The sequence below is a fragment of the Streptomyces sp. NPDC101165 genome (genome assembly GCF_044768135.1).
Classification (GTDB): Bacteria; Actinomycetota; Actinomycetes; order Streptomycetales; family Streptomycetaceae; genus Streptomyces.
Genome location: NZ_JBIWPG010000012.1, coordinates 1 through 25,624, shown reverse-complemented (window position 1 = coordinate 25,624; position 25,624 = coordinate 1). Strand labels below are relative to the sequence as shown.

Here is a 25,624-nt window from a genome sequence, read left to right as displayed (position 1 = left end):
TCCGCCCTGCAGTCGGCGTCACTCGACCCTGGCGTCGTACAAGTCGGCACCATCAGGAATCCAGGGGAACGTGATCCAGGGGTACAAGGTGGAGGACGCCTTCTCCAGATCGAAGGCGAACACGGCGTCGACGAATGTGCGAGGTGGCAGGTAGCCGTGGTCAACCACGTAGTGTCCGACCAGCTGCGGAGCGGCGAAGGCGATGCCGGGCGGGCCAGGGACGCGGATCTCGCTGGTGCCCGCGCCGGCGCAGCGGTCCCCTGGCCGGGGAGTGAACCACAGGCCGGAGGCGTCTAGTCCGGGACAGAAGTCGCAGTCGTGCAGGCCCAGCGTCCCGTTCACTTCCTGAGCTGCCAAGATTCCCAGCAGCTCGCCGGTAAAGCCGTCGGGGGCCGGCCCTTGCTTCCAGGGCCGACCGGCTTCCAGCCAGCCCACGTTGAGCCGCTCGTAGGCGGGCTGGAAGCTGACAAAGCGCACGCCAGTGGTGCAGTCGGTGAACGTGTCTCCGTCATCGGAGTATTTGTAGGCGCTGAGCTCTTCGTAGAACACCAGCACATCCCACCATCAGGAGGGCCGACGCCTCCTACAGGGAGCCGTCTCCACTTGCCGTCCTTTCAAGGATTCCCATCAGAGTTCGGGGGCTGGTTTCTCTCGCGGCGACTGTGCGCGGGGATGCGGCGGCGTCGCGGGGTTTGGTCTTCGGGCCGGGCCGGGCCGGGCGCGGGCCGTGGGCGGCACCGAGGGTGGGAGTGTTGTCAGTCGACGAGGACGCCTGGGTTGAGGATGCGATGGGGGTCCAGGGCGCCCTTGGCGGCGCGCAGCGCGAGAGCGAAGGGCTCTGGGCGTTGGCGGTCGTAGGCGGGGCGGTGGTCGCGGCCGGTGGCGTGGTGGTGGGTGATGGTTGCGTGGTGGCGGTTGAGGACGTCGTTTGCGGCGGCTTTGATGTCGTCCCAGATTTCGAGTTCGTTGCCGGGTCGGCCGGCGACGGCGACGGTGAAGTAGGGGGCGGCGCCGTCGGGGTAGACGTGGGTGAGGCGGCAGTTGATGGTGGCGGGGTGTCCGGTGGCTTTGAGGGCGGCGGCGCTGACCTGGGTGCGGACGGCGTCGATGAGGGTGGGGATCTTGTCCCAGGTGGCTGCGGTTTCGAAGGTTTCGATGACGGCGCCCATGCGGGCCAGACCGTCGCGTAGGTAGGGCATGCGCAGGAACGCGGAGCGCCAGGCGATCACGGCCGTGTCGGCTGGGGCGTCCCGGTCCGTGGTCGGTGTCCCGGCGCGGCCGCCGTGAGCGCGGGCCAGGTCGAGGGCGTCGCTGAGGCGGCCGTCGACGCGGGTGGTGGCGGATTCGAAGCCGAGGATCAGGACGGAGGAGCCGTCGTGGGAGGCGCCGGAGAGCAGTGCTTCACCGGGGTCGAGGAGGCGGCAGTTGGCGGGGGCGAGGTCGGACTGGGCGATGGCACGCACCGCGTCGAGTGCCTGGCGGAAGTCGGTGAAGGCCACGGACGTCGAGGCTTTGTGCCGCGGGCGTTCCTGTAGGCGCATCCAGGCCTCGGTGATGACACCGAGGGCGCCCTCGGACCCGAGGAAGAGGCGGTCGGGGGAGGGGCCTGCGCCGGATGCGGGCAAGCGCCAGGACGTGCCGGCGCCGGCGGGTGTGACCACGTGCAGGGACTGGACGAAGTCGTCGATGTGGGTGTGGCCGGTTGCGTAGTGGCCGCCGGCGCGGGTGGCGAGCCAGCCGCCGAGGGTGGAGAACTCGAAGCTCTGCGGGAAGTGGCGCAGGGTGAGGCCGTGGGGCCGTAGCTGCTCTTCGAGCACGGGGCCGAGTGCGCCGGCCTGGATGCGGGCTGAGCGGCTGGTGGTGTCGATCTCCAGGACGCGGTCCATGGAGGTGAGGTCGAGTGAGAGGACGGCGCGGTGGGCGTCGCCGCGGTACTCCACGCCGCCGACGACCGAGGAGCCGCCGCCGAAGGGGATGACGGCCACGCCGTGCTCGCCGGCCCAGTCGAGCAGGTCGGCGACCTCCTGATCACCGGTCGGTCGGGCGACCAGGTCGGGGATCCTGCCGGGGCGGCCGCGCAGCGCGCGGATGACGTCGCGGTAGGCCTTGCCCATGGCATGGGCGGCGCGCGCCTGGGGATCGGCGGTGACCAGGTGCGCCAGTGCGGGCGGGGGTGTCGCGGCGGGTCGGGCGATGGGGAGGTCGGTGACCTGGGGTATCGGCAGCGGGCGGGCGAGGGTGCCCGGCAGCAGGGCGCCCATGGCAATGCATTCGGCGTCGTCGGGGTGGGCGTCGGCATAGCCCCAGCCCCACCAGGAGCGGGTGCGGGAGGTGCCGGGGCGGGACGGGGTGGCGGGCATGAGTGTGCTCCCAGCGGGGTCCAGGTAATTTACCCAACGGAAAATTACCCTAGGGTAATATCAGGTCCCATGACAACGCTCCCTTCCAGGGCCGGCACCAAGGGCGTGCCCAGGGCCGCGCGCGAACGACAGGTCCTGGCAGCGGCCACCGAGGAGTTCGGCCGCCACGGCTACGACGCCACCACCGTGGCCGCCGTCGCCGCCCGCGTGGGCGTCACCAAGCCGCTGTTGCATCACTACTTCGGCAGCAAGCAGGACCTCTACCTCGCCTGCCTGGACCCGGTGGGCGACCGACTCCTGGACGCCATCCGCGCCGCGATGGCCGAACACGCCTCCGACGCGCCGCCCACCTCCCTGCGCGTGCTGCACTCCTTGTTCACCGCGCTGGACGGGCAGCGCGAGGCGTGGTTCGTCCTCTACGACGCCACGCTGCCGCCCGACAGTGACGCCGCCCGACGCGCGGCGCACTACCGCAGCGCCATCGACGACCTCGCCGCGACCGGCACCGCCGACCTCCTGCAAGCGGCCGGATCCAGCGACCCGCTCGACGCCGACGCCCTCAAATACGCCTGGCGCGGCCTGTGTACCGCCCTGGTCCGCTGGTGGGTCAACCACCCCGACCAGTCACCCGAAGCCATGACGCAACGCTGCGCACGGCTCTTCGCGGCCGGCCGCACCATCCTCGCCGCCGGCGACGAAAACACCTGAGCCGGACTGACACCCGCACCCCCCGCTGTCCAACCCGTGAACATCCACCCGCAAGGAGCCGTCCGAAGTCCCGCTCAGGTACTGACGCTTGTCGTGAACCAAGCCGGGCACCGCCAGAACAACCCCACCCTCCTCGGCACGCTTACCGGCCGCCGGGATGGGCGATGCGCAGCACCGCTTCCGGCTCACTTTCCCGGGTGGAAGTCGTACCAACGGATCCCGGCTGGTGCCTGACGGGGGTGTCGGCCGGGATCCGTTGCTTCAGCGGGAGGTGAGGCAGTGCGGTTGGTTGACGAGGGTGGACCGGGGCAGGGGGCGGCTGCAGATGCGCCGTTGCGGTTGCGGCGTCCGCCTCCGGCTGCGTCCGTGGTTCGACGGCGGTGTTCTTGTGGGCTGGTTCAAGAGGGTGCTGCACGGCTCAAGTAGGACAAGATCTGGCCTCAATGCTTCCTAGATTCTTCACTGTTGAGGCATCCGCTCGCATGGAGGTAGTTCTCATGTCGGTAAAGCCGGTTCCCGCGGGCTATCACACCGTGACGCCGTGGATCATCTCTCGCGACACAGTGCGGCTCATCGACTTCATGAAGAGGGCCTTTGGTGCCGAGGAACTCGCATGCCTGGCCGGTGAGGACGGCAGTATCGAGCATGCGGAGGTGCGGATCGGCGACTCGGTGGTGATGCTGTTCGACGCGCGCCCGGAGTGGCCGCCGACCCCTGGCTTTCTGCGCCTCTACGTGGAGGATGCCGACGCCGTGCACCGGCAGGCCATCGAGGCCGGCGGTACCTCGGTCACCGAGGTCACCCACCTGTTCTTCGGCGACCGGGTCGGCCGCGTGCGCGATCCGCTGGGCAACCTGTACTGGATCCAGACACGCGTGGAGGACGTCAGCCCGCGGGAGATGGAACGCCGCCTCGGTGACCCGGAGTTCACCAAGGCGATGAACGACGTGCAGGGCGCCGACTTCTTTCCGGACCGGACTGCGACCGCGACCGAGCGGTGACGGGCGGCGGTGCGCCCTCGGCATCGCCCGCGCCGCGCGGATCCGGCCGGTCTGACGGCGGACGGTCTCGCGCTCGCCGTCGGTAAGCTTCCTGTCCGCGCAGATGAGGGTCCATCCGGCTCAAGGCTGCCACGAAGGTGTGGCAGGAGGCGGCCAGGTCGGGGTACTGGATGGTGTGCTGGATCGTACGGACGGCTGTGATGCGTTCGCGGATCCGGTCGCACGTCTCGTCGCCCAGATTGTTGAAATTCAGAGTCCGGGAGCCGACTCCGGCCCGGGCGGCCGGATACTACGCCCGCACCCGTAGAGAGGCACCCTCACCGCCGCCATTCGCAGGAAAGGGACGATCCGGCTTGGTGGGGTCGCCCGGACGGAGAGACGCTTCTTTCGGGGCGTTTTCCTGACAGGCGATTGCCTCCGACGGCCGCAAGGGAGTGCACACCATGGGTTCCTCGCTCAAGTCCTTCAACATCGACGATCACTTCGTCCGGCACGCGAACTTCTTGGGCGAGCTGTCAGCCGTCGCGAGCGACCTGGACCGCGACGACGCCACCTTCGACATGGTGAACGGCCTGGCGGACCACAGCCTCGTGTCCTTCCGGTCTGTCAATTTCCCCCTCCACTTCCTGCGGCACCAGGACTTCCGCGTCAAACTCCACGAAGGCCCGAACTCCCCGCTCGTTCCCCCCGGGTCGGCACCTCCGCCCGAGTCCCCGGACCTGCAGCAGATGCGGAAGGATGCCACGTTCGCCATGGTCCCGGGACTCGCGAACCCGAAGGCGGTGTCGTTCCGGTCCTTCAACTTCCCCAACCGGTTCCTGCGGCACAGGGACTTCCACCTCTTCGTCGAAGAGGTCGACAGCGACCTGGCCCGGAAGGACGCAACGTTCACGGTGATCCCCGGCCTTTCCCCGGAACCGCCGGGACCGCATTAGCCGGAGCCTGTCTTCCGGATCATGAAATGTGATCGCTGCAGTCCTTGGTGTTCCGCTACGGTCCGGGCATGTTCGTTGTCACAGTGACCTACACGGCACCGCTGGATGAAGTGGACTCTTGGAGGCCGGCCCACGGCGACTGGCTGAACCAGCTCATATCCCGGAAATTGCTTCTGGTTGCCGGGCGCCAGGTGCCTCTGGTCGGTGGTGTCTACCTCGTCCCCCGGATGCCCGCCGAAGAGCTTGACCGCCTTCTCGCCACCGATCCGTACGTCCTCAACGGCGTCGCCACGCACAGCGTTGTGGAGTTCACCCCGCTGCTGGTCGCGGCCGGTTTGGAAGACCTCAAGACCCAGGAGTGAGCAAATCCTCCGGGCTACGAGCGGAGCCAGATGAGGAGTGCGGCTACGGTCACGCTGCCGAGGTAGACGTATCCGCGCTTGTCGTAACGGGTGGCGACGGCTCTGAACTGCTTCAACTTCCCGATGGCCCGCTCCACCGTGTTGCGCTCCTTGTACCGGGCCTTGTCGAGGCCCGGGGGCCGTCCCCCGCGTGAACCCCGGCGCAAGCGTGCGCCTTGTGGTCCTTCTTCTCCGGGACCACATGCCGGATGCCCCGATTGCGGAGGTAGCCGCGGACCTTACGGTTGCTGTATGCCTTGTCGGCACTCACGCTGTCCGGCGTGCGACGAGGACGGCCGGGTCCCCGGCGGGGAACGCGGATCTTGTCCATGACAGGCTCGAACTGGGTGCAGTCCGCCAGCTGGCCTGGCGTGACGAGCAAAGCCAGTGGGCGGCAGCGGCCCTCCGCGGCAATGCGGATTTTGCAGGTCAGCCCGCCGCGGGAACGGCCTAGTGCTTCGCCTGCCGCACCGCCTCCTCCAGCAGGTCGCGCAGGCGCACCACCGCCGCCAGATGCTGAACCGATCTTCGCGGAGCCCTTTTGAAGAGTCCGGCAGCAACGGCGGTGGATCCTTGCGCGCGCCCGCTGCGTGCTGATGAGCACGGGCGACCGTGGAATCGACGTTGATGTTCCAGTCGATGTCGCCCTCGGCGTCGGCGGCGGCCTGGACGTGCCGCAGGAGCGTCTCCCAGGTTCCGTCAGCCCACCACAGCGCGTGCCGTTTGTGGACGGTCTTCCACGGGCCGAAGCGTTCGGGCAGCTCGCACCACTGTACGCCCGTGCTCAGCCGGTGAATGATCCCGTTGATCACCTGCCGGTGATCCCGCCACCGGCCCCACCGGTTGGTGCTGACCGGCAGCAGAGGCTCCAGCACAGCCCACTCACCGTCCGTCAGATCCCCCCGACTCATCATGGCCAGAGCAACGAGCTAACTGATCGAAGGGGCACGCCCTAGCAGGTTCTGGGCGGGGGGGCGACGTGCTCGGTGACCGTCGGCCGTTTCAGCTGGTCGGCGGCGACTGGGGCAGCGACCTCGTTGTCGCGGGTCAGGCCGGCCACGGCCCGCACCTACTCGTCCACCGCGACAGGACGCTCGCCCCACCGGCCGCTGCAACGGCTCCGTGACGGTGAACAGGTCCTCCCTGTCGCGCCGCATCGACGGCCCACCGGACGCATCGGCTCGATCTCCAGCGCCCCATCACCCGAGGAGAACTTCACGCGATCGACCTGTGCAATCAGCGGCAGATCAGCTGCCCCAGGTCATCGGTGGCCGGCTGCGACCCCGAGCGCAGGCCGGCTTCGCCGACCGGGTCAAGGAGAGTGGCCAACTGTGGACGATGACCGCTGTGTGGGCCGGGCCGGGCCGTGCGGTTGGCGGGTGAGGGGTCGCTGCGCGACCGAGCGAGGGCGCTCGCCTGAGCCGGTGGCGTCGGTTCCGCGTACTCTCGACATATGCGGTGATCAACACAGAAAAGGACCCTCATGGACCTCCAGCTCAAAGACAAGGTCGCTGTCGTCACCGGGGCGAGCAAGGGCATCGGCCTCGCCATCGCCGATGCGTTCGCCCGTGAAGGCGCGCACGTCGTCGCCGGCAGCCGGAGCGTCACTCCTGAGCTCACAGCACTCCATGAGAACTACGGCGTCACCGCAGTTCCGGTCGACCTGTCCACCGCAGACGGACCAGACACCCTCGTCAGGCTCGCGGCGGACCAGTACGGCCGGGTCGACATCCTGGTCAACAATCTGGGTACCGCGACGTCCCGTCCGAGCTTCCTGGACATCGACGACGCCGAGTGGCAACGGATCTTCAATGTGACCCTGTTCAGCGCGGTCCGAGCCAGTCGCGCGGCCCTTCCTCACCTGCTGGACGCGGGCGAGGGGTCCATCATCAACATCAGCTCCATCAACGCGCGCCTGCCATTCCCCATGGTCGTGGACTACTCCGCGGCCAAAGCCGGGCTGACCAGCCTGACCAAGTCACTGTCCGAGGAGTTCGCACCGCGGGGCATCCGGGTCAACGCGATCGCCCCAGGGCCGGTCCGCACGCCCTTCTGGACCGCTCCGGGCGGCTTCGCCGACGCGACGGCGGCTCAGGCCGGCACCACCGCACAGGAAGCCATCGATGTACTCGTGCCGCAGAGCATGGGCATCTCCACCGGACGGGTCACCGAACCTCACGAAGTCGCCGATCTGGCTCTCTTCCTCGCCTCGCCACTTGCCGGCAACATCACCGGCGCCGAGTTCACCATCGACGGTGGCCAAGTCAAGACGGTGTGATCGCTCGCGCCACTACGTCCACTGGTCGCGGTCGGCGTCGCCCATCTCCTTGAGGAACCGGGACCCGGCCGGAGCAGGTGGCTGGCGAACCGGGCCCACGCCTCCCGGGCAGCTCGGCGGCCAGAGGACGGCCTGCTCAAGGGGCCGGCGGGCTGTCATCCCAGGTAGGCGGGAGCGACAGCGGAAGTCATCAGTCGGCGGGCCGTGCCGGTGCCGTCGGCGGGGACGGTCCACAGGTCTGAGCCGTAGTCGCCGGGAAGGGCGTAGACGAGGGTGGAGTTGTCGGCCCACAGAGCCTGGTCGTCGATGTTGCGCTGTTCGGCGGTCGCGGTCTCCTTCATCGTGTGCAGGTCGAGGACGTACAGCCGCCAGGGCGCGTCGGGAGAGGCACCCTTGACGCGTTTCTTGTAGGCGATCCGGGTGCCGTCGGGGGAGAGGGAGGGGCATTCGACGTTACGGTGCAGGGTGGTGAGGGTGCGTGCGGCGACATCGCCGCGGACCAGATAGGTCCGGCCGCCGGTCGCCAGTGTTGCGTAGAAGCGGGTGTCGTCGGCGAAGGTGACACCCCAGACGTTGGTGTCGGCGGAGCGGTAGGGACGGCCGTCCTTGGTGATGCGGAAGGTCTCCAGGTTGTCGTCCATCGCCCAGGTCCGGGTGTCGACGATGGCGGTGCGGGTGGAGAAGTTGGTGCCGGCATAGGAGTCGCCGCTGACGAAGACCGTCCAGGCCACCAGGCGGCCGGAGGGTGAGACCCTGGCCCGGGTGGGGATGCCCGCTGCCGGGAAGTGGTGCAGCTCGTGCAGGTGCGAGTCGAGTACGACCGCCCGGTAGGTGTCCTGCAGTGCGCCGTGCACGGCCTGCAGGCAGATGCCGGTACCGGCAGCCGCGTGGAAACGCAGACACTTGACGCCCGATGCGGTGCGCGGGCCCTGGGGATCGTCGGCGGGCACGGTGGAGATCTCGTCGCGGTGCGGACCCCAGGCCAGGTTGCGAACCAGCAGCCGACGTCCGGCCGCCGGCCGGAGCGAGACGGTTCCGGGCCGCACGGTCGGACCGTTCGCCTGCTGCTGGTCACGCATGCCCGACCGGTGGGCGGCGTAGAGCACCGCCCCGGTGCCGATGCTCCCGAGCACCAGGACGGCGGCCAGCAGGATCACCAGTCGGGTGCTTCTGGTCATGTGGACACCTCATCGGCGGGACGAAGGACGAACGAGGCCACGAGGGCGCTGACGGCCAGTGCGGCGGCGGTGCCGGCGAGTGCGGTTTGCCCGCCCCACAGGCTCCAGACCGCGCCGAAGGCGAGGGAGCAGGTGAATCGGGCCAGCGCCTGGCCGGTGCCGACCAGCGCCTGCCCGGCACCTTGGTGCTGTGCCGGCACGGCGTCGGCAGTGGCGGCCGCGAGGACTCCGTCGGTGGCGGCGTAGAAGGTGCCGTGCAGCACGAGGACGGCGACCACGGCCGGTACGCCGTGCCAAGGGGAGAGCACCAGGCCGTAGCCGAGCAGCAGGATGCCGTGGCCGCCCAGGAAGAGCCGGCGGCGGCTGATGCGGTCGGCGAGTGAGCCGAGCGGGACGGCGAGGAGCAGGAAGACGGCGGCGGTGCCCAGCGGCAGCAGCGGGAACAGATGGGCGGGCAGGTCCCCTTCGCGCTGGAGCAGCAGATAGAGGAAGGAGTCGCTGACGGTGGTCAGGCCGAGGAGGGTCGCGCACACGGTGAGCCGGCGCAGCTCTGGGCGGCGCAGCAGTCCGAGCGCATCGCGCAGCACCGGCCGCGCCGATTCGGGCAGTTGTACGACATGGGCGGGGGCGATGCGACGGGGCACGAAGAGCACCAGCACCAGGACCCCCAATGCGGCGACGCAGCCACTGACCGCGAAGACCGCATCGTAGCCGTCGACGGTGGCCCGCAGCACGGCGAACGCGACGAGCGGGCCGAGCAGCGCACCGGTGGTGTCCATGGCACGGTGCACCCCGAACGCCCGTCCCCGGTGCTCGGGTTCGGTGGCCAGCGAGATCATCGCGTCCCGGGGGGCGGTGCGCAGCCCTTTGCCGGTGCGGTCGGTTGCGAGTACGGCGCTGATCACGGGGAGCGTGTGGGCCATCAGCAGCAGCGGCTTGCACACAGCCGACAGGCCGTAGCCGAGGCCCGCCACCACCTTGTGCCGACGGCCTCCCCGGTCGGCGAGGTGCCCGCCGGCCAGCCGGACCAGGGCCCCGACACCGTTGTTGATGCCGTCCAGCAGCCCGAACCCGAGCGGCGACAGGCCGAGGCCCACGACCACGTAGAGCGGCAGGACCGCGGTGACCATCTCCGAGGAGACGTCCGTGATCAGGCTGACCGCACCCAGGGCCAGCACGGTGCCGGGCACGGCGGCCGGCCGCCGCCCCGGACGGGTGTCCGAGGCGACGGCGGGCTTGGTGCTGCGGGAGTCCGCGAGATACACGGGCGTCAGTTCCAGATGCCGGTGATGTCGGCAGCCGAACCGGCGTTGCCCGCGTGCGTGGTCAGACCGGCCAGGTCCTCCACGGTACGCAGTACGTTGTAGTGGTTGTAGGTAGTGGAGCTGGAGCTGCCGGGGGCGACGTGCTGCCCGTACAGGACCGTGGGGATGCGGTTGCCGGACAGCTTGTTGTCCTCGTCGAAGGTGACGGCGAGGATGCTGTTGTGGGTCTGGGCCCAGGTGGCGTAGGCGCCCAGGTGGTTCTGGATCCAGGTGTCGCCCGTCGAGACCGAACAGTCGTGCATGTCACTGCACAGGTTCGGGACGACGAAGGAGACCTTGGGCAGAGTCGTGTAGTCGGTCGGGAACTGCGCCATGGTCATCGCGGTGTTCGTCGGCACGTTGGAGAAGCCGAACCACGGGTTGTGCTTCTGCGCGTAGTTGCCGCTGCTGCAGACCGTCGAACCCTGGCTGGGCAGCGACTCGTTGTAGCTCTTCCAGGTCTGACCCGCGGCGATCAGCTCGGAGGCGAGGTTGGGTGCGGAGATGGAACCGACGGTGACGCAACTGTCATCGGTGCGGCCCTGGTTGGAGCCCGAGAAGAGCATGTAGTAGTTCGGCTCACTGGGGTGGGTGAGGCCGTAGGACTGGGTGAGGTTCGCGCCACCCGCCTTGAGGGTGTTGTTGATGTACGGGGCGCTGGAGCTGCCGATCACCTGCGAGTAGGCGTGGTTCTCCATCACCACGACCACCACGTGGTCGGGGGTCGGGAGAGCGGCGGCCTGAGCGGTGGAGGCTGTGGCGGTCCACAGGCCGATCGACGTGGCGGTGAGGGCGACAGCCCCGGCCAGTGCGGTAAGGGGACGTCGGTTGCGCTTGGGCGCCTTGACGACGGTCATGACTGTCCTCCGGACAGAAGTGACGGACGTTCGGGGGGAGCGGCGCCGTAACCCTAGAAGCACCGGACTGGCACTGGGTGAAGGGCAGACGAACGGTGGGCCTCGTTGGGCGAAGGTCACGCAACGCACAGGTCACGCACAGAAAAAGCCGCAAGTCACAGGAACGGTGCCCCTCGTTGGAGACGGTCAACCCACCCGCACCTCGCTGCGCCCCCGTCCCCTACGCGCCCTGGAGCGCAGTGAGTTGCCCTCATGCGAACGGATCGATATCGGATCGCGTGAGGCTGTCACCCGCTGGCACGCTGCCCTCATGAATCACGCGGAAGTACTGCTCATCGGAGGACGAGCTGGTGTTGGCAAGACCACGGTGGGGTGGGAGGTTTCGGCGCTTCTGCGCGCCGCAGCGGTCTCTCACGCGATCATCGAGGGTGACTTCATGGGGCAGGTGCATCCGGCACCAGAGGGAGATCCGCACCGCGCGGAGATCACCGAGAGCAACCTGACTGCCGTGTGGGCGAACTTCGCGCGGCGCGGCTACCGGCGCCTGATCTATACGAACACCGTGAGTGTGCTGCCTGAGGCGACGGGCATGTTTGAGCGTGCCATGGGAGCCGGGGTGGGGATCACACGCGTCCTGCTCACCGCCTCCGACGCCACCGCTCGCGAGCGGTTGGTGGGCCGGGAACTCGGTTCGGAACTGGAGCAGGAGCTGGAAGGCAGTGCCCGCAAGGCACGGCTCCTGGACCAGAGAGCCCCGGCGGAAACGGTACGGGTGGTGACGGACGGACGGCCTGTCGTGGACATCGCGCGGGAGGTGGTGGCTGCCACCGGGTGGGCTGGGCCTCACGCCGCTCGCAGAGCGTGATGGAGTAGGCGGGCTGGCCCGGGCATCGGTACGGCCACGAGAACTGCTGGACGCTTGCCGAGTATGCCGGGGACGCGGCCCCGGACGGCCTGCAACACCTGTCGGCTCGAGCAAGGTGGGAAGCCGACGCGGTCCGCGACGACATCCGCGATCCGGAGCCTCCCCGGCTGCTGCACCGTCCGTCCCCGCAAAGTGGCATAGCTCATAGGGCAGTTCGCGAAAATCTTGCCCCCTCGGGCAGGGTTGCCACGGCCGAGAGGTGAGACTGACGGCACCAGGTCGCGGGGACCCAGTCGTACTGCGCCTCAAGGGGCCGTCGTCCAGGCGGATGATGTCGCTGTCAGCGAGCCGCCTCGCGTCGGTTGATCGTCGCCGCCCGGGCCGCGAAGCCGTCCCCTCGGAGGGGCGGCACCGCCAACAGTGACGGCAACGGCTGACGACCGGGAGCCCTGATGGGATGACGCTTGTGTCCATCGCGGCGTGCGTGGGAGAGGACGTCCTCGCCCACGCACTGCACCGCGATTACTGCCCTGTACCCGGCGCCGGTGGCTACGCGCCCTCGATGGCTGTGGGTGTTGTCAGGTCGATGTGTGCTGTGGGCGCGTTGTCAGCTGGTGAGTTGGTACAGGTGGAAGTCCATGTTGGCGCCGTGGGGGAGGGCGGGCTCGGGGGTGATGGTTCGCAGGTGGCGGGCGCCCGTGAAGGAGCGGTTGAGAGAGTCGTGGGCGATGTGGTCGTTGGTCTTGATCGCGATGACGCAGGGATGACCGGCGCGGGAGCGGCGGATGTCGTCGAGGATCGCGGGGACGGGGGGTGAGGTACGGGTGAGGTCGAGGCCGGCGGGGGTGAAGGCGGGGCCCCAGGGCGGTTCGACGAAGTAGGTGTCTCGTTCGCTCTGGGCGGGGAGTTTGCCGAGCAGGTCGCGGTAGTCGAGGTGGTGCAGGTCGATCGCCGATTCCACCTGTTCGAGGTTGTGGCGTGTCGCCTCGTAGACGTCCGGGTCGAGTTCGGCGGCCTGTACACGGGTGCCGAGGCGGGCGGCCAAGTGGTGGGAGAAGTTGCCCGAGCCGCAGAACAGGTCCACGACTTGCAGTTGTTCGCCGTCATCGGGCAGTAGGGCGTGCTGATCGAGGAGGGCGTCGGCTACGGCGGCAGCGTAGTCGTCGATGCAGCACTCGATGGCGGTGCGCCCGAGCAGGCGGATGTCGGCGCTCGCCATGCGCGGAGCGGGGATGCCGTAGAGGGAGAAGGCCTCGGGGCGGCGGTAGATGAGCCGTCCGGCTTCGCAGAGCTGCTCACCGGTCAGAATCGTGGTGCGCAGGTCGCCGAGGAGACGGTCGCGGAAGGCGAAGTAGTGGGCGTGGCCGACGTCGGTGGGGCCGGTCACGGATGGGAGCTCCAGGGGAAACGGGCATGGGTCAGCACAGGTTGACGACTGTCCGTGCTTGATCGACTTCGCAGTGTAGTGTCCCGTCCGGCTTGATGATCACCACGTCCGGAAAGAGGAGCACCGCATGATGACCGTGGAGTCCGCCGTCCCGGCCCCAGTCACCACTCTCGCTTCCGCAGAGACCGCCGCCCGCCCGTTCGACGCGCTCGGCAAGACGTACGAGGACACGTACGCGCACCTGCCCGAGCAACTGGCCGCGATCGACTGGTTGCTCGCCCGACTGCCGCGAAACTCACGAGTGCTGGACATCGGCTCCGGCACCGGCCGGCCCACGGCGGAGCGGATCGCCGCGGCCGGCCACCGTGTGACCGGCTGTGACGTGTCCCAGACCATGGTCGACCTGGCCCGCTCTCAAGTGCCCGGAGCCCACTTCGAATTGGCCGACGTACGGACCCTGCCTGAGGCGCCGGGGAGCTGGGACGCAATCACCGCGTTCTTCCCGCTCCTCCAGATGCCCCGCACCGACCTGGACGCCACGCTCGCAGGAATCGCCCAATGGCTGGTGCCGGGCGGCCTGTTCGTCTTCGCGACCGTGCCCTTCGACGCCGAGGACGAGGAACTGCAGTGGATGGGCCACACCATCCGCTGTACCAGCTACCCGGCCGAGACCTACCGCGACCTGCTGGAAGCCGCAGGCCTGACCATCGTGCACGAGCAACTCAGCGTGTTCTGCCCCGACTTCCCGGGCATGGGCGAGGAAGAGCACCTGTTCATCTACGCGATCAAGCCCGGCGGCCCGGCGGCGCCCACGCACGCCCTCGCCGGCCCCTACCCGCTGCCCGAGGCGTACCGGGGCCCGCACGAGCTGAGCGAGACGGGCTGGCTGGGAATGGAGGCGCGGTTCGAGCGCCAGGACGTGGCCCTGGTTGCCGACACGCTCGCCGACAACCACGAGGTGCTCGACGTGGGCGGCGGGACGGGCGCCGTGGTCCGGGAGATTGCCGCGCGGCTCGGCCGGGTCACCACCGTCGAACCACACGCTGCCCGCGAAGCAGCCATGCGCCCCCTCGAAGACCGGGGCGTGCGGGTCCTGCCCGGCCGGGCCGAGCAACTACCCTTCCCCGACCGCGGATTCGACGCGGCCGTCGCGACCTGGGTGCTGCACTACTGCGACGACCTGGACAAGGCAGCCGCGGAACTGGCGCGCATGGTGGACCGCACGCATCCGCAGGCGAAGGTGGTGCTCGTACAAGGCGCCCCGGACAACGAACTCATCGCCCTGTGGAACACCACCTGCGCCGACCTGCTCGGCGAGCCCCGGGACCACCAGGGCTACCTGCTCAGCCGGGCCGCCCACATCCTCGCCGAACACGGTTTCACGGACATCTCCTTCACCCGGGCCCGAGTCGACGTCGTCTTCCCCGAGCCCGGCCCCGAAGCCAAGGCCGAAGCCGCCGCCCAGGTACTCGCAGAGTTCTGGAACACCGGCCACCCCCGCCTCGCCGACCTGCGCACCGCCCTTCTCCCGGCGCTGCGGGCCCACTTCGCCAACGGCACCGACCGGTTCAACGACGACGCCGTCATGCTGGTGGCCCGCCCCCGACCCGCCGGCGCCCCCCCGACCCCGTCGGCCGACTCCGCCACTGCCTCCTCGGCCGCCTGACCGCCGAACCGGACAACCCTCGAAGCCATGGCACTGACCCATTCCACCGCCCGCACCGGACACGGCGCGGGACGGTGCCCCCGGCAGGACTTCCCGCACTGCCCGACCACCGTCCCCGGCGCCATCCTCACTCACTCCGCCGGTGCGCCGGACACCCTCTATGCACACCTGCGCGAACACCACCCCGTCTTCCACGACCCGGAGTTCGACCTGTGGGTCCTCTCGCGCCACCACGACCTCGACACCGTGCTCCGCGACGCCACCGGCACCTACTCCACCGCCCTCACCTACACACCCATCCACCCACTCGACAGCCGGGCGGAAGCCGTACTGGCCGCCACGGGCGTCGTCCCTGTGCTGTCGTCCACCGACCCGCCCCAGCACACCCGCTTCCGGCGTGCCATGACGGCCACGTTCCCCACCACGGACCGCGCCGTCCGGGCCCGGGAGACCGACCGCGCCATGGCCGAGGAGACCACCCGAGCAACAGCCGCGTTCGCCGCCACCCCGAGCCGTACCGGCGACCTGCTCACCGGCTACGCCCAACCGGCCGTCATGGCAGCCTTCGGCAGGCTCACCGGCGTACCACGCGAGGGACACCGCACCATCGTCGACCAGGCCGCCGCCCTCACCGACCTCGTCTGGGGCCGTCCTGCTCCCGGCAGCCAACTCCAGGCCGCCCACGCACTGGCCGACCTGTGGACCCACTGCACCGACCTCGTCGCACGACGCCGGCACCCGTCCGGCGACAGCGACCTCATCGACGCGTGGATCGCCCACACCGGCCCCGAGGGCGAACGGATGACCGCCGCCGAGGTGGCTTCCACCCTCATGGAACAACTCATCGTCGTCGGCGAACTCCTCCCGCGCGCCGTCGTGGGAACCGTCGCGCGACTCTGCGCCGCCGGGTCCTGGCCGCCGCCCCACCACCGGCACGACGGCACCGCCCACGACGACGCGGTGCACGAGGCGGTCGAGACGACATTCCGCCACCACTCACCGCTGGTGGGATGGCTCCGCAGTACGACCCGTCATGTCGAACTGTCCGGTACTTCCGTACCGGCAGGCGCACGACTGCTGCTCCTGCTCGCCTCCGCACACCGCGACCCCGACAAGCCCCCCAACGCCGCCTCCCTCTCCTTCGGTGCGGGCATCCACTACTGCCCTGGCGCCGCCTACACCCGCCGACTCGTCCACCACGCCGTCACCGCACTCTCCACCACCTGCCCCGCCCTCACCCCCACCGACCCGACCACCCCTACCGGGGGGATCGCCAATACCGGCGTCCACGGCCCCACCCACCTCACCGTCGCCTGGTGAACAACCACCAGTGTGAAGGCGGCGGGGCGCCGTCCGCGCGGCACCTGGAGCCGTCTGGGCGCACCAAGGGCAGGGGTCCGTAAGCTGATGACGGCCGGTCAGCCGAACTGAACTGTTCATTCCCGACTGCTGCCCTGACAGGGGGAAGGGCGGCGGCCAGGTCGGAGATATCCTCAGTCCTGGTTGATATCAGGGCGTGGTTATTTCCACACCGAGCGAACTGAGCACATGGTCGAGGAGGTCGTCAGAGGCGAACTCCGAGACCCAGATGGCGAATCGTCGGGCGCACTCGGCCAAGTTCTCCCCGTCATCCGAGTTGTCGAGCAGTGTGAGCCCGAAGTTCTGCTGCAGCCATATGAGATACCTCTGGCGTGCGGAGGCGAGGCGAGCGCGGTCTTCGGGGTCGTCCGACTCAAGGGCGAGTGACTGGAAGAGTTCGCGCAGGTTGCCGGCTTCGACCCAGAGATCGCCCTCGTCACCGAAAAAGATGACGGGAAGGGTGGCTAGGTCAGTACGGTCGTCACAGCGCCACAAGGCGTAGTACGAGCCAGAGTGCGTTGCGTAGGCGAAGGGGATCAGCCGGTCCAGGTACGCGTCGGGTGCATCGCCGCAGAACCAGTCCAAGTCCTTGTTGTACTTCATCAGCTCAAATCCCGGCGCGAAGAACTGCCCTCCTAGGCTGTCCTCGAACTCCTTGAGCAGGTTCAGTTCAGGGATAGGCGAGTAGGCGTCACTCAAGAGAGCTCCTTCGACAGGGCGATGGCCAAGTACTGCGGACACTATCTACAGGGTCTGACACCGCACCGCGCGTTCAGGGGACCGACAGCACGATCTCCAGAACGCATCGCTCTGCGTGACGGCACCTTCTATCAACTCCGCCTCCATGTGTTGACCAAACCGATAGGGGCAAGCACCCACCGGCAGTCGACAAGGCGTGCAGCGCAGTGGTGAGGCCTGGACAGGTAGATCTTCTTCTGTGACGCGAGTGCACCTGACAGACGCGGAGTGGGAGTTCACCGGACCGTTTCTGCCGATCGACGAGTACGGTCCGTATCCCGAGCGGCTACGGCAGCAGCTCGAGGGTGTGATCTGGCGGTTCAAGACGGGTGAGCAGTGGCGGGAGATGCCGCAGGAGTTCGGTGCCTGATCGACCGTTCATAGCCCTTCCGGCAGTGGCGTGACTCCGGCGTCTTCGAGGCCCTGCTGGAGATCCTGATCGTGGAAGCGGCGAGGCGGGGTGAGGCGGACCTGTCCCTGGTCAGCATCGACTCAGCCATCGCGCGTGCTCACCACGACGCGGCCGGGACGCACCTGGACGAGGAGGTCCTCGGCGCACTGGAGAGACCTGCCGCCGAGGCGGAGAAGGCCAGGTCACACGGTGCAGCCTCGAAGAGCGACAAGAGAGCGTTCGTCTTTCACGGCACGGTCACCGTCGCCGCGATCCGACTGTGGATCCGTCAGTGAGAACGAGGAAGGAGAACAAGCTCAGCGGGTGAGCACGACCCAAACCGCGGTGCCGAGGAAGAGCACACCTCCGGCAAACAGGCCGACGTGAGACCGGCGGTGCTTCCGGGCGAATACCCTTGCGCTCTCGGGCTGTTCAGGTAGATAGACGACCGGCACGTGGGTTCGGAGGGCCAGCCCCATCCGCGTCCCCGTCGCCACGGGCAGGAACCTGACGGGTCGGCCCTGCCGGTCGGTGAACTCAATGACGGGCGTCAAATAATCGTCCGACGGCGCCTGCTCCTGGTCCACCACCGCCCCCTCGGCGTGCACGCCAAACCGGCGCAGCCGCGCTTGCAGCCGCACCTCCCGCACACCGCCCCACAGACACAGCAGTCCGGCCAACACGCACAGCCCGAAACCGATCACTTCACCCGTCATCCGTCCCTTGCTCTCCCTCGCACAGCACCACCCGGCACGGGCTCCACACCAGGATGACGCGGCATCCGGCTCGATGGTTCACGAAGGTGCGGCTCATGGCGGACGGGACGCCAGGGTGGTTGTGGGCAAGGCTGCGTGAATTGAACAAGCGCGCTGAAGCCGATGCTGTCCCATTTCCACATGGGACACGAAACCCATACAGCCGATTCCAAGCCCGTGCGTCTTCACGCCGACAAGGCCTACGACATCCCTCACCTGCGGCGATGGCTATGGGGCAAGCGCATCGGCGTCCGCATCGCTCGCAAGGGCATCGACTCCAGCGAGCGGCTCGGCCGCCGCAGGTGGGTCATCGAACGGACCATGTCCTGGTTGACCGGCTACCGCCGCCTCAACCACCGCTACGAGCGCAAACCCGGCAACTACCTGGCCTTTCTCGGACTGGCAGCCGCACTCTGCTGCTACAAACGGCTCCTCGGGCTGACCATGTAGGACGCGGTCTTAGTTGGAGCCCTAAGGGCGTGCTGTTCTCGGATCACTCACCGAATTGAGAGACGGAAGGGCTTCACGGTTCCGCTGTCGCTACTGAACTTGAACTCTCGATGTCGGTCGGGGGCCTGCTGCCGTGACGGCTGATCTATACGCCGGTGCTTTCCAACCGGGAGGCTACGATCGCGACGAAGCGCTGCAGGACGGCGAACGGCAGTGATTGCGCCTCGTTGAAGGAGACCATAGGTGGCTTCTCCTCCTCTGGGGCATAGACAACCACCGTCACGGCTGTCGGCCCCGGAGCCGGTGAAGCAGGCGCAGATGGGGCTCCGCTCGGAAGCATCCGGGCCTCGCTGAGCTCGAAATAGCTGATCCGGCCATCACCCGCGCCAGTCTCAGTGGACAGAGCGCAGTACAGATCACCGTCGTAGTCCCAGGTCACCAAAGACATGGCGGTGATGCTGCCATACCTGCTGCCGTCAGCGGCCGGCATCAGCATCACCGCGTGGTCAACGGGCCGGATCGAAGCGCAGCCCCGTGCCGGCAAGGCATCCGTCGACCACGTCAGGGCGGTACTGGATCTGCCAAGGATCGAAGTTGGACCCGAACACGATCATCGGCGGTATCTCTGCTGCTGCCGCTGTGGGCTCGCTCGCGTATCGGATTCGCGATGCCCGTGGCACGAAGCGTGTAGGCGATGCTCTCGACCGCGTGAACCTGCGGCAGGACTCCCACCGCGTCAGCAGTCACCGCCCCGGGCGAAGCGGTTGAGTCGACGGTCGATGATGAGTGAGTGAGCGCAGGCTGGCCGCCGCTGAAGGTGGGTGGCCCAGCCTGTCGTAGCCGGGCGCCGGCCCGAGCCGGCGTAGCGCACGAAGGCGCCTCACTGTTCGCTCGGCGGTGTCAATGGACGCGATGCTGAGCGCGGACTCCAGCGTGTCGGTGTGATGATCGGCGACGAGTGCTCGTCCCCGCTGTGGACCAGGTCGAGGCGGTGGCGAACGGACACCTGTCATTAGCGTTGGTTCAGGGCCCAAGTCAGTTCCCGGTTGGCAGCTCGGGCGGCGGCGAGCTCATCGGTCCGCTCCTGCAAGTGTCCACGTGTGTCCGCGAGTTCTCGTTCGAGCATGGTGAGGCTGCGCTGGAGCTGGTCGGTGTCGGCAGGTACCCCCAGACCGGACTCGGCCGAGGCGGCCTCCCCGCGAGTCCGGGAAAGACGTTTCTCCAGCTGGCGGACTCGTGCGGCGTGACACCTATTGCGTTCGAGGGCGTTGGCCAGGTCCACCCGGAGCGATGCCGGCTGGCCGCCGCGATCTGGTCCTCCTCCGGTGGCGGCGAGGTGGCGCCGAGGACGCGTTCGAGAAGGTCCCGGTGCCGGTAGAGAAACGTGGGGTCCGCTGTCGCCGCGCGGGCCAGGCCGGAAACCGTCATGTCCCCGCCGCGTCGCAGCATGGCGCTCTACGACCAGTTCATCGAGCGGTTCCGGCGGGAGCGGACTGCGGTCACCGGCATGCCCGAGACCTACCAGCGGCACTCCCTGCGCTTCCCTGCCAAGTTCAGCGTGTTGGGCAAGGGCGCTGCGGCAGGCCCCCTCCGGCAGGTTGTATAACCAGATCATGATCTATCACGTTGTTTCACTGGATGACTGGACGGCGCAGCCTGACCAGCCATACACACCCGCTTCCCTCGCCCAGGACGGTTTCGTCCATTGCGCCCCCGACGAGGCGACCACGCTGGCCGTCGTCAACGCCTTCTATCGGGATGCGTCGAGGCCGTTGCTGGCTCTGCTCCTCGACGAGGGCCGGCTCACCGCGAAGTGTGTTTTCGAGGCCGCGGTTCCCACCCCGCCGCCCGGGACTGCCGACGGTGTCCTGTTCCCGCATGTGTTCGGTCCGCTCAACCGTGACGCCGTAGAGCGTGTCTTGGAAATCCAGTGGGACGCGGACGGCCAGGCGACGGGACTGCGGGACGTGAGCTGACGTGTGGGACATCAGCTGACGAGCGTCATGGTCGGGGCTTGTCTCCGGGTCCGCCGGCACTGCTGTCAACGACTCCATCCTCATCAGAGCAGAGGAGGTGGGCCGCGGCCCTCGTGGACGAGGTCGAGAACGGCGAGGCCACTCGCGTGTGGATCGCCGTGGCGTGGAGGGCGGCGGCCACCTTCGGCAGCCGATCGTCGGCAGAGGCGGTGGACATCGTCGAGCGGACGGCCGGGCCGAGCGCGCCGCCGATCTGCTTGGCTGTGTTGAGCAGGGCGGAAGGCGATGCCTGTCTCGTGGTGCTGGACGGCGTGGACTGCGCCGAGAGTCCTCGAAAGCCATCGGGACGAAGGGCATGCCCGGGCCGATGGCGGTGTCGAACATCGCGGGCATGAGGTGGTTGGTGAAGAGCGAGTTGGGGGTGGGTGGTGAACCAGAACGTGCCCGCGGTGGCCACCAGCAGGCCGGGATCGGTGACGAGACGAAGCGCGGCGTGGCTGACCAGCTTGGAGCTGAAGCCCTCCCTTGGGGTTCGGGCGTGGTCGAAGGTTGCCTCACGCGGGTGGGTTCGCTCGGTCAGTGAATGGCCCTGCGGTCCAGGTCGGCCAGCAGCCTTTCCACGTCGGTCATGAGCGAGCCGTAGACGTGCCACGCCCCCGGCTTGGTGAGACTGCCCTGGCCGATCATGGCGGTCATCGTGTGGTGTCAGGTGAGCGTGCCGTTGATCGCGCTGCGCAGCCGCTCCCGGGGAGATGCGTTCGGTGGGCCCGTCACCGGGCGGGGTTCGACGAATCCCTGGACGGCTGCCGCAGCCAGTTGCAAGGCTTCGGCGTACCGGTCGAGGAACTGTTGCCCCAGGTGGTGATCGGTGTGGTTGTCGTGGGCGCTGTCGGCCAGGGTGCGCGCGATTCCACGAACCTGGATCGACACGCCGCGCAAGACTCTGAAGGCATCGGCGGCCGTGTACGTCATGTCCTTGCATCGCGTGTGTGCGGCGCACCGCGTGTTCCAGCGCAGACTCTCGTCAGCCTGCTGCACCTGTTCCTCTGCATGTGTGAGGCGCTTGTCCAGGTTGCGGGCCTGGTGCAGCCAGGCGTGGGCCTTCGAGGTGAGCTGTCGCCGAGCGAGGCCGGCACCCATCTCGTGCATCAGTGTTCCCAAGGCGTGGGCGAGGTCGCGTACCGCGGAATCGGATTCGTTCAGGTACAGCGGAGGCAGGACCAGGGCGTTCACCGCAATACCCACGGCCGCGCCAGTGAGCGTTTGGAGTACGGGGGACAAGAGATGGCCCATGGGATCGGTTGCGGTGGCGGTCAGTGCGATCACTGCTGTCGAGGCGATCTGGAGACGGTCGTCGGTGGTGCGGCGGGGACCGGCCAGGACCGCGACGACCGCAATGACTGCGACGGCGCCCACGGTCGGTCCGAGGAGCCGGGCAGTCGCGAGGGCGAGGACCAGGCCGGTGACCCTTGCCACTACGCTTTGCGCTGCCTTCCTCACGGATCGGTACACGGTGGAGGCATTGACCATGAGTACGGCTGTGGCAACCGCCAGGTAGGGCTGGCTCTCGGGGGCCCAGGGGGCCACGGCCGCCCAGGTCAGTAGGGCTGCAATGGCGGTCTTGACGCCGTGCACCGCATGATCGGCTCGCTTGCTGCGGATCCGGCGGGTGAGGGTACGCATCAGTTCCGTGATCGTCACCGCCGTGCGCTCCAACGGGATAGTTGAATCTTACACGATATTAATAGTGGCACTTTTTGCCCTTTTTGGCCCCGTGGTGTCGAACGCGGTCGCCTGCGGCACCCCTGGACATGTCGTCGTTGCCGCCCTCGGCAGGGTTCCCCGACTGGGCTCGCCTCTGTCAGGGGTGGGGGGTGGAGTTCCGGGTGTGCGCTACGCCGCGGCGGGGCCTGCCGCGAGCGATCACGGACTGGGCCGGACCTGCATGCGCGAGGCGTGGCGCTGCCCGGTCTGACCCCTTCCTCGTGATGCAGGTGATTTGTTTCACTATGGTAGTTTATTGTTCAACTATGCGGGTTGTGCGTAGCTTCCATAGCGCAGTAGCAGCGGCGGCATCCACCGTTCGCAACACCCAAGCCAATGAGCTGCGCAAGGAGGAAAGAACATGAAGAGGATCATGTGGCGTATTTCGAGTGCGGGCATTTCCGCTGTATTCGTAGGAGGCGCGCTCTTGGCCGCTGGCGGCTCCGCAACTGCGGCCACATCCAAGGTGGATGAGCGCACCAAGGTGGTCGTTAGTGACGGCCAAAACCGCCCCGGACACGGAAGCCGGAACGACGGCTACGGGTACGCTGGTGAGCAGCGGAAGGCGCACGACCTCACCGACTCTTGGGTCGCGGGCCAGTTGGCGATGCTCAGCCCCTGGATCAGCGACCAGTTGGCGTTGTTCGTGCCCTCCGACAACGTCGTTCGGTGAGACTTCACGAACGACTGGACTGCGGCTCCATGCGTACTCGATTCTCCTGGACGAGGACTCCTGCTGCTGACTGTGGGCGGCATGCTTCCCGCTGTGTGCGACAGGCCGGCGCGGTGACTGGGAATGTCGGCGCGCGTGTCAAGCTCCTTAGTGGTCGGCGCCGTAAATCCTTCGGGGGTTGACTCCGGAACCTGTGTCGTGCGTGGTGCTGGGGCAGGTGTTGGCGTCGGCGGGGTAGGCCGTTGTGTGACACGCCAGAAACCTGCGGCGGGGTCAGTCTCCAGCACCGTGGCCAGGGCAGGTGATCTGATAGTGCTGCCGTGGGAACGGGGTTTGTGACGGATCTTGTGAGCCACCGCCGCATTTCAGAGGGGCACCCGCGCTGTTCTGCCAGCGGTGAACCCCGGCCCGCCCGGGCTCGACGATCACTACCGTCCAGTTTCATGACGACGTTTACCACGCGCACGGTCCGGTACCCGGCCGACGGCCTGACGATGATCGGGCACCTCGCGCTCCCGGCCGGTAGCGACCGCCGGCCCGCAGTGTTGCTCGGACCAGAGGGCCTGGGGCTCAGCGACGTCGAGCGCCGCCGGGCCGATGCGCTCGCCGAGCTGGGATACGTAGCGCTGGCCTTCGACCTCCACGGCGGGCGCTATTTAGGCGACCCCGAGGAGATGCTGGTCCGTTGCATGCCGCTGCTCGCTGACCCCGACCGGATGCGGGGCATCGGCCACGCGGCGCTCGACGTGTTGCGCGCCGAACCGCGGAGCGACCCAGACCGGATCGCCGCCGTCGGCTACGGCACCGGTGGCGCCATCGGGCTGGAACTCGGGCGCGACGGCGTCAACCTGCGCGTCATCGCGACAGTTAACGCGCTGACCACAGGCCGACCGGGCGAGGCGGCACGCATTCGCTGTCCGGTGTGGGCCGGGGTCGGTTCGGAAGACCCGATCATGCCGCCCACGCAACGGGACGCGTTCACCGCCGAGATGCAGGCCGCGGGCGTCGACTGGCGCCTCGTGGTCTACGGCGGCGCCCTGCATGCCTTCCACCATCCGCCGGTCGACCACCCGGTGGTCCCCGGCGTCGGCTACCACCCTCGGCAGGCGCAGCGAGCCTGGCGCGATGTCGTCGACCTTCTCGCCGAGTGCCTGCCCGTAACGGAGTGATCTGGTCAGTCCAAGCTTGGGCGCCCGCTGACCACCGCGATGCCTGGGCTCCACTGCCGCACTGGCGGGGCAGGCTGCGGCTTGCCAGTGATCCACTTCGGCCGATCGGTTCGCCCACCATGCCCCTCCGCACTGCCTGTCCGATAGACCTCGGTGCCGCCGAACGCGCGCGGCTGAAGATGATGGCCTACGGTCACAAGACCGAACACCGGCTGCGGGTGCGTGCACAGGTGGTGCTGCACGCCGCGCGCGGACGCTCCAACGCGCGCATCGCCCGTCAGACGGGGCTGCACCGGGACACCGTGCGCCGCTGGCGGAACCGCTTCGCCGAGCAGGGGATTGTCGGGCTGTCCGACCGCCCCCGCGCCGGCCGCCCGCCCGTCTCCACCGCACTGCGGCGCGCCGAGGCCAAGGCGCTAGCCTGCCAGCTGCCGACGGAGACCGGTCTGCCGGTGTCCCGCTGGAGCTGCCCGGAGCTGGCCGCCGAACTGACCGCCCGAGGTATCACCGGCCCCATCTCGCCCTCCACCGTGCGACGTTGGCTGACCGAGGACGCTCTCAAGCCCTGGCAGCACCAGTCCTGGATCTTCATTACCGACCCCGACTTCCGCGCCAAGGCCGCCCGGGTGCTCGACCCGTATGCCCGTACCTGGAACGGCGAGCCGCTCGGCGAGGACGAGTACGTCATCAGCGCGGACGAGAAGACCTCCATTCAGGCCCGCTGCCGATGCCACCCCGGCCTGCCGCCGGGAAAAGCCCGCGCGTTGCGCGTCAACCACACCTACCGCCGCGGCGGGAGCCCTCGCCTATCTCGCCGCCTACGACGTCCACCACGCCCGCGTGCTCGGCCGCACCGAAGAACGAACCGGCATCGTCCCGTCATGAACCTGGTCACCCAGGTCATGAGCACCGAGCCCTACGACAGCGCGAAACGGGTGTACTGGATCGTCGACAACGGTTCCTCCCACCGCGGGCAGAAGGCCGGCCGGCTCATCACGGCGTTCCCGAACGCCGTGATGAGCCACACCCCCGTACACGCCTCCTGGTTGAACCAGGTGGAGATCTACTTCTCCGTCGTCCAGCGCAAGGTCGTCTCGCCCAACGACTTCACTGACCTCACCGAGGTTGGGGACAGGCTCCGAGCCTTCGAAGACCGCTACAACACCGCGGCACAGCCGTTCCAGTGGAGGTTCACCACCTCCGACCTGGACGATCTGCTGGCCAGGCTCGACCGGCACAACGCCGATCACCACGAAGAATCCTCCGTCGCGCTGGCAGCATGATCACCCCGAAGGATTTACGGCGCCGACCACTTAGTACTGCAACGGTGCTTGTTCTGATTGCTGGCTAGTTTTCAGGGGCTGTGGCCGCGTCGTTTGTAGTGGCTGATGCGGGCTTGGTGTTGGCGT

The 25,624-nt window shown here is 68.2% G+C and carries 25 protein-coding genes and 3 pseudogenes; 15 read left to right on the top strand and 13 right to left on the bottom strand.

The genetic code is table 11. The features are described from left to right. Positions 1-18 precede the first annotated feature (18 nt). Together ACIRVH_RS25730 and ACIRVH_RS25725 are read right to left on the bottom strand one after the other, a co-directional pair. On the bottom strand, positions 19-549 hold the full coding sequence (locus tag ACIRVH_RS25730) for a hypothetical protein (RefSeq protein ID WP_403957237.1): 531 nt from the start codon (positions 547-549) through the stop codon (positions 19-21). A 206-nt stretch (positions 550-755) separates the two neighbouring features. Continuing rightward, positions 756-2,360 carry an FAD-binding oxidoreductase gene (locus tag ACIRVH_RS25725; protein ID WP_403957234.1) on the bottom strand — a complete coding sequence of 535 codons (1,605 nt, stop codon included), beginning with the start codon at positions 2,358-2,360 and terminating at the stop codon, positions 756-758. 69 nt (positions 2,361-2,429) lie between these two features. On the opposite strand from ACIRVH_RS25725, the gene ACIRVH_RS25720 reads away from it, so the two are divergent. Next, entirely contained in the window at positions 2,430-3,068 is a 639-nt protein-coding gene (locus tag ACIRVH_RS25720; protein WP_403957232.1) for a TetR/AcrR family transcriptional regulator, read from the top strand. A 497-nt stretch (positions 3,069-3,565) separates the two neighbouring features. After that, on the top strand, positions 3,566-4,069 hold the full coding sequence (locus ACIRVH_RS25715; RefSeq protein WP_403957229.1) for a VOC family protein: 504 nt from the start codon (positions 3,566-3,568) through the stop codon (positions 4,067-4,069). Here ACIRVH_RS25715 and ACIRVH_RS25710 read toward each other — a convergent pair. Continuing rightward, positions 3,996-4,307, bottom strand: a complete 312-nt coding sequence (locus ACIRVH_RS25710; protein WP_403957979.1) for a DUF6192 family protein — start codon at positions 4,305-4,307, stop codon at positions 3,996-3,998. The two genes, ACIRVH_RS25715 and ACIRVH_RS25710, sit on opposite strands and share 74 nt — an antisense overlap. Positions 4,308-4,512: 205 nt before the next feature. On the opposite strand from ACIRVH_RS25710, the gene ACIRVH_RS25705 reads away from it, so the two are divergent. Together ACIRVH_RS25705 and ACIRVH_RS25700 are read left to right on the top strand one after the other, a co-directional pair. Continuing rightward, positions 4,513-5,004 carry an AbfB domain-containing protein gene (locus ACIRVH_RS25705; protein ID WP_403957227.1) on the top strand — a complete coding sequence of 164 codons (492 nt, stop codon included), beginning with the start codon at positions 4,513-4,515 and terminating at the stop codon, positions 5,002-5,004. Between the two features lie 68 nt (positions 5,005-5,072). Next, the gene (locus tag ACIRVH_RS25700; protein ID WP_403957224.1) at positions 5,073-5,366 is read left to right on the top strand and encodes a YciI family protein; all 294 of its coding nucleotides are present in this window, start codon (positions 5,073-5,075) and stop codon (positions 5,364-5,366) included. A gap of 14 nt (positions 5,367-5,380) precedes the next feature. Here ACIRVH_RS25700 and ACIRVH_RS25695 read toward each other — a convergent pair. Then, positions 5,381-6,316, bottom strand: a pseudogene (locus ACIRVH_RS25695) (IS5 family transposase). Positions 6,317-6,357: 41 nt separating this feature from the next. Then, positions 6,358-6,465 carry a hypothetical protein gene (locus ACIRVH_RS25690; RefSeq protein ID WP_403957221.1) on the bottom strand — a complete coding sequence of 36 codons (108 nt, stop codon included), beginning with the start codon at positions 6,463-6,465 and terminating at the stop codon, positions 6,358-6,360. A 423-nt stretch (positions 6,466-6,888) separates the two neighbouring features. On the opposite strand from ACIRVH_RS25690, the gene ACIRVH_RS25685 reads away from it, so the two are divergent. Then, a complete protein-coding gene (locus ACIRVH_RS25685; RefSeq protein ID WP_403957219.1) occupies positions 6,889-7,683 on the top strand; it encodes an SDR family NAD(P)-dependent oxidoreductase in 795 nt (264 codons plus the stop codon). Positions 7,684-7,838: 155 nt separating this feature from the next. Here ACIRVH_RS25685 and ACIRVH_RS25680 read toward each other — a convergent pair whose 3' ends face one another. The 3 genes from ACIRVH_RS25680 to ACIRVH_RS25670 are packed head-to-tail and all read right to left on the bottom strand — an operon-like array spanning position 7,839 to position 11,022. Then, positions 7,839-8,861 (bottom strand): TolB family protein, encoded by a 1,023-nt coding sequence (locus ACIRVH_RS25680; RefSeq protein WP_403957216.1) that lies wholly within the window; start codon positions 8,859-8,861, stop codon positions 7,839-7,841. Beyond that, on the bottom strand, positions 8,858-10,126 hold the full coding sequence (locus ACIRVH_RS25675) for an MFS transporter (protein WP_403957213.1): 1,269 nt from the start codon (positions 10,124-10,126) through the stop codon (positions 8,858-8,860). The genes ACIRVH_RS25680 and ACIRVH_RS25675 overlap by 4 nt, the downstream gene beginning before the upstream one ends. Positions 10,127-10,131: 5 nt before the next feature. Continuing rightward, on the bottom strand, positions 10,132-11,022 hold the full coding sequence (locus ACIRVH_RS25670) for an alkaline phosphatase family protein (protein ID WP_403957210.1): 891 nt from the start codon (positions 11,020-11,022) through the stop codon (positions 10,132-10,134). A 310-nt stretch (positions 11,023-11,332) separates the two neighbouring features. On the opposite strand from ACIRVH_RS25670, the gene ACIRVH_RS25665 reads away from it, so the two are divergent. Beyond that, a complete protein-coding gene (locus ACIRVH_RS25665) occupies positions 11,333-11,887 on the top strand; it encodes an AAA family ATPase (RefSeq protein ID WP_403957207.1) in 555 nt (184 codons plus the stop codon). Positions 11,888-12,494: 607 nt separating this feature from the next. On the opposite strand, the gene ACIRVH_RS25660 is transcribed toward ACIRVH_RS25665, so the two are convergent. Next, on the bottom strand, positions 12,495-13,274 hold the full coding sequence (locus ACIRVH_RS25660) for a class I SAM-dependent methyltransferase (RefSeq protein ID WP_403957204.1): 780 nt from the start codon (positions 13,272-13,274) through the stop codon (positions 12,495-12,497). 127 nt (positions 13,275-13,401) lie between these two features. Here ACIRVH_RS25660 and ACIRVH_RS25655 point away from each other — a divergent pair, with 127 nt between their 5' ends. Both ACIRVH_RS25655 and ACIRVH_RS25650 read left to right on the top strand, forming a co-directional pair. Beyond that, positions 13,402-14,940: a methyltransferase domain-containing protein gene (locus ACIRVH_RS25655; protein ID WP_403957202.1), complete on the top strand. Its 1,539-nt coding sequence runs from the start codon at positions 13,402-13,404 to the stop codon at positions 14,938-14,940. Positions 14,941-14,967: 27 nt separating this feature from the next. After that, positions 14,968-16,260, top strand: a complete 1,293-nt coding sequence (locus tag ACIRVH_RS25650) for a hypothetical protein (RefSeq protein WP_403957199.1) — start codon at positions 14,968-14,970, stop codon at positions 16,258-16,260. A gap of 189 nt (positions 16,261-16,449) precedes the next feature. On the opposite strand, the gene ACIRVH_RS25645 is transcribed toward ACIRVH_RS25650, so the two are convergent. Next, the gene (locus ACIRVH_RS25645; RefSeq protein WP_403957196.1) at positions 16,450-16,998 is read right to left on the bottom strand and encodes a hypothetical protein; all 549 of its coding nucleotides are present in this window, start codon (positions 16,996-16,998) and stop codon (positions 16,450-16,452) included. Between the two features lie 238 nt (positions 16,999-17,236). Between ACIRVH_RS25645 and ACIRVH_RS25640 the strand changes: the two are divergent. Next, a pseudogene (locus ACIRVH_RS25640) lies at positions 17,237-17,631 on the top strand (transposase); the annotation flags it as partial. A gap of 114 nt (positions 17,632-17,745) precedes the next feature. Here ACIRVH_RS25640 and ACIRVH_RS25635 read toward each other — a convergent pair. Then, the gene (locus tag ACIRVH_RS25635; RefSeq protein ID WP_403957193.1) at positions 17,746-18,144 is read right to left on the bottom strand and encodes a DUF3592 domain-containing protein; all 399 of its coding nucleotides are present in this window, start codon (positions 18,142-18,144) and stop codon (positions 17,746-17,748) included. Between the two features lie 144 nt (positions 18,145-18,288). On the opposite strand from ACIRVH_RS25635, the pseudogene ACIRVH_RS25630 reads away from it, so the two are divergent. Beyond that, positions 18,289-18,633 (top strand): annotated as a pseudogene (locus tag ACIRVH_RS25630) (transposase); the annotation flags it as partial. Between the two features lie 145 nt (positions 18,634-18,778). On the opposite strand, the gene ACIRVH_RS25625 reads toward ACIRVH_RS25630, so the two are convergent. Continuing rightward, positions 18,779-19,129, bottom strand: a complete 351-nt coding sequence (locus tag ACIRVH_RS25625; RefSeq protein ID WP_403957190.1) for a hypothetical protein — start codon at positions 19,127-19,129, stop codon at positions 18,779-18,781. 930 nt (positions 19,130-20,059) lie between these two features. Between ACIRVH_RS25625 and ACIRVH_RS25620 the strand changes: the two genes are divergently transcribed. Together ACIRVH_RS25620 and ACIRVH_RS25615 are read left to right on the top strand one after the other, a co-directional pair. Then, positions 20,060-20,239 (top strand): hypothetical protein, encoded by a 180-nt coding sequence (locus tag ACIRVH_RS25620; protein WP_403957188.1) that lies wholly within the window; start codon positions 20,060-20,062, stop codon positions 20,237-20,239. A gap of 7 nt (positions 20,240-20,246) precedes the next feature. Next, positions 20,247-20,609: a DUF952 domain-containing protein gene (locus tag ACIRVH_RS25615; protein WP_403957185.1), complete on the top strand. Its 363-nt coding sequence runs from the start codon at positions 20,247-20,249 to the stop codon at positions 20,607-20,609. A gap of 705 nt (positions 20,610-21,314) precedes the next feature. On the opposite strand, the gene ACIRVH_RS25610 is transcribed toward ACIRVH_RS25615, so the two are convergent. Beyond that, a complete protein-coding gene (locus ACIRVH_RS25610) occupies positions 21,315-22,310 on the bottom strand; it encodes an aromatic acid exporter family protein (RefSeq protein ID WP_403957183.1) in 996 nt (331 codons plus the stop codon). Between the two features lie 424 nt (positions 22,311-22,734). On the opposite strand from ACIRVH_RS25610, the gene ACIRVH_RS25605 reads away from it, so the two are divergent. From ACIRVH_RS25605 to ACIRVH_RS25595, 3 genes are all read left to right on the top strand, one after another. After that, positions 22,735-23,046: a hypothetical protein gene (locus tag ACIRVH_RS25605; protein ID WP_403957180.1), complete on the top strand. Its 312-nt coding sequence runs from the start codon at positions 22,735-22,737 to the stop codon at positions 23,044-23,046. Between the two features lie 443 nt (positions 23,047-23,489). Next, positions 23,490-24,215: a dienelactone hydrolase family protein gene (locus tag ACIRVH_RS25600; protein ID WP_403957177.1), complete on the top strand. Its 726-nt coding sequence runs from the start codon at positions 23,490-23,492 to the stop codon at positions 24,213-24,215. A gap of 119 nt (positions 24,216-24,334) precedes the next feature. Then, positions 24,335-25,498 carry an IS630 family transposase gene (locus tag ACIRVH_RS25595; RefSeq protein ID WP_403957174.1) on the top strand — a complete coding sequence of 388 codons (1,164 nt, stop codon included), beginning with the start codon at positions 24,335-24,337 and terminating at the stop codon, positions 25,496-25,498. Positions 25,499-25,624 lie beyond the last annotated feature (126 nt).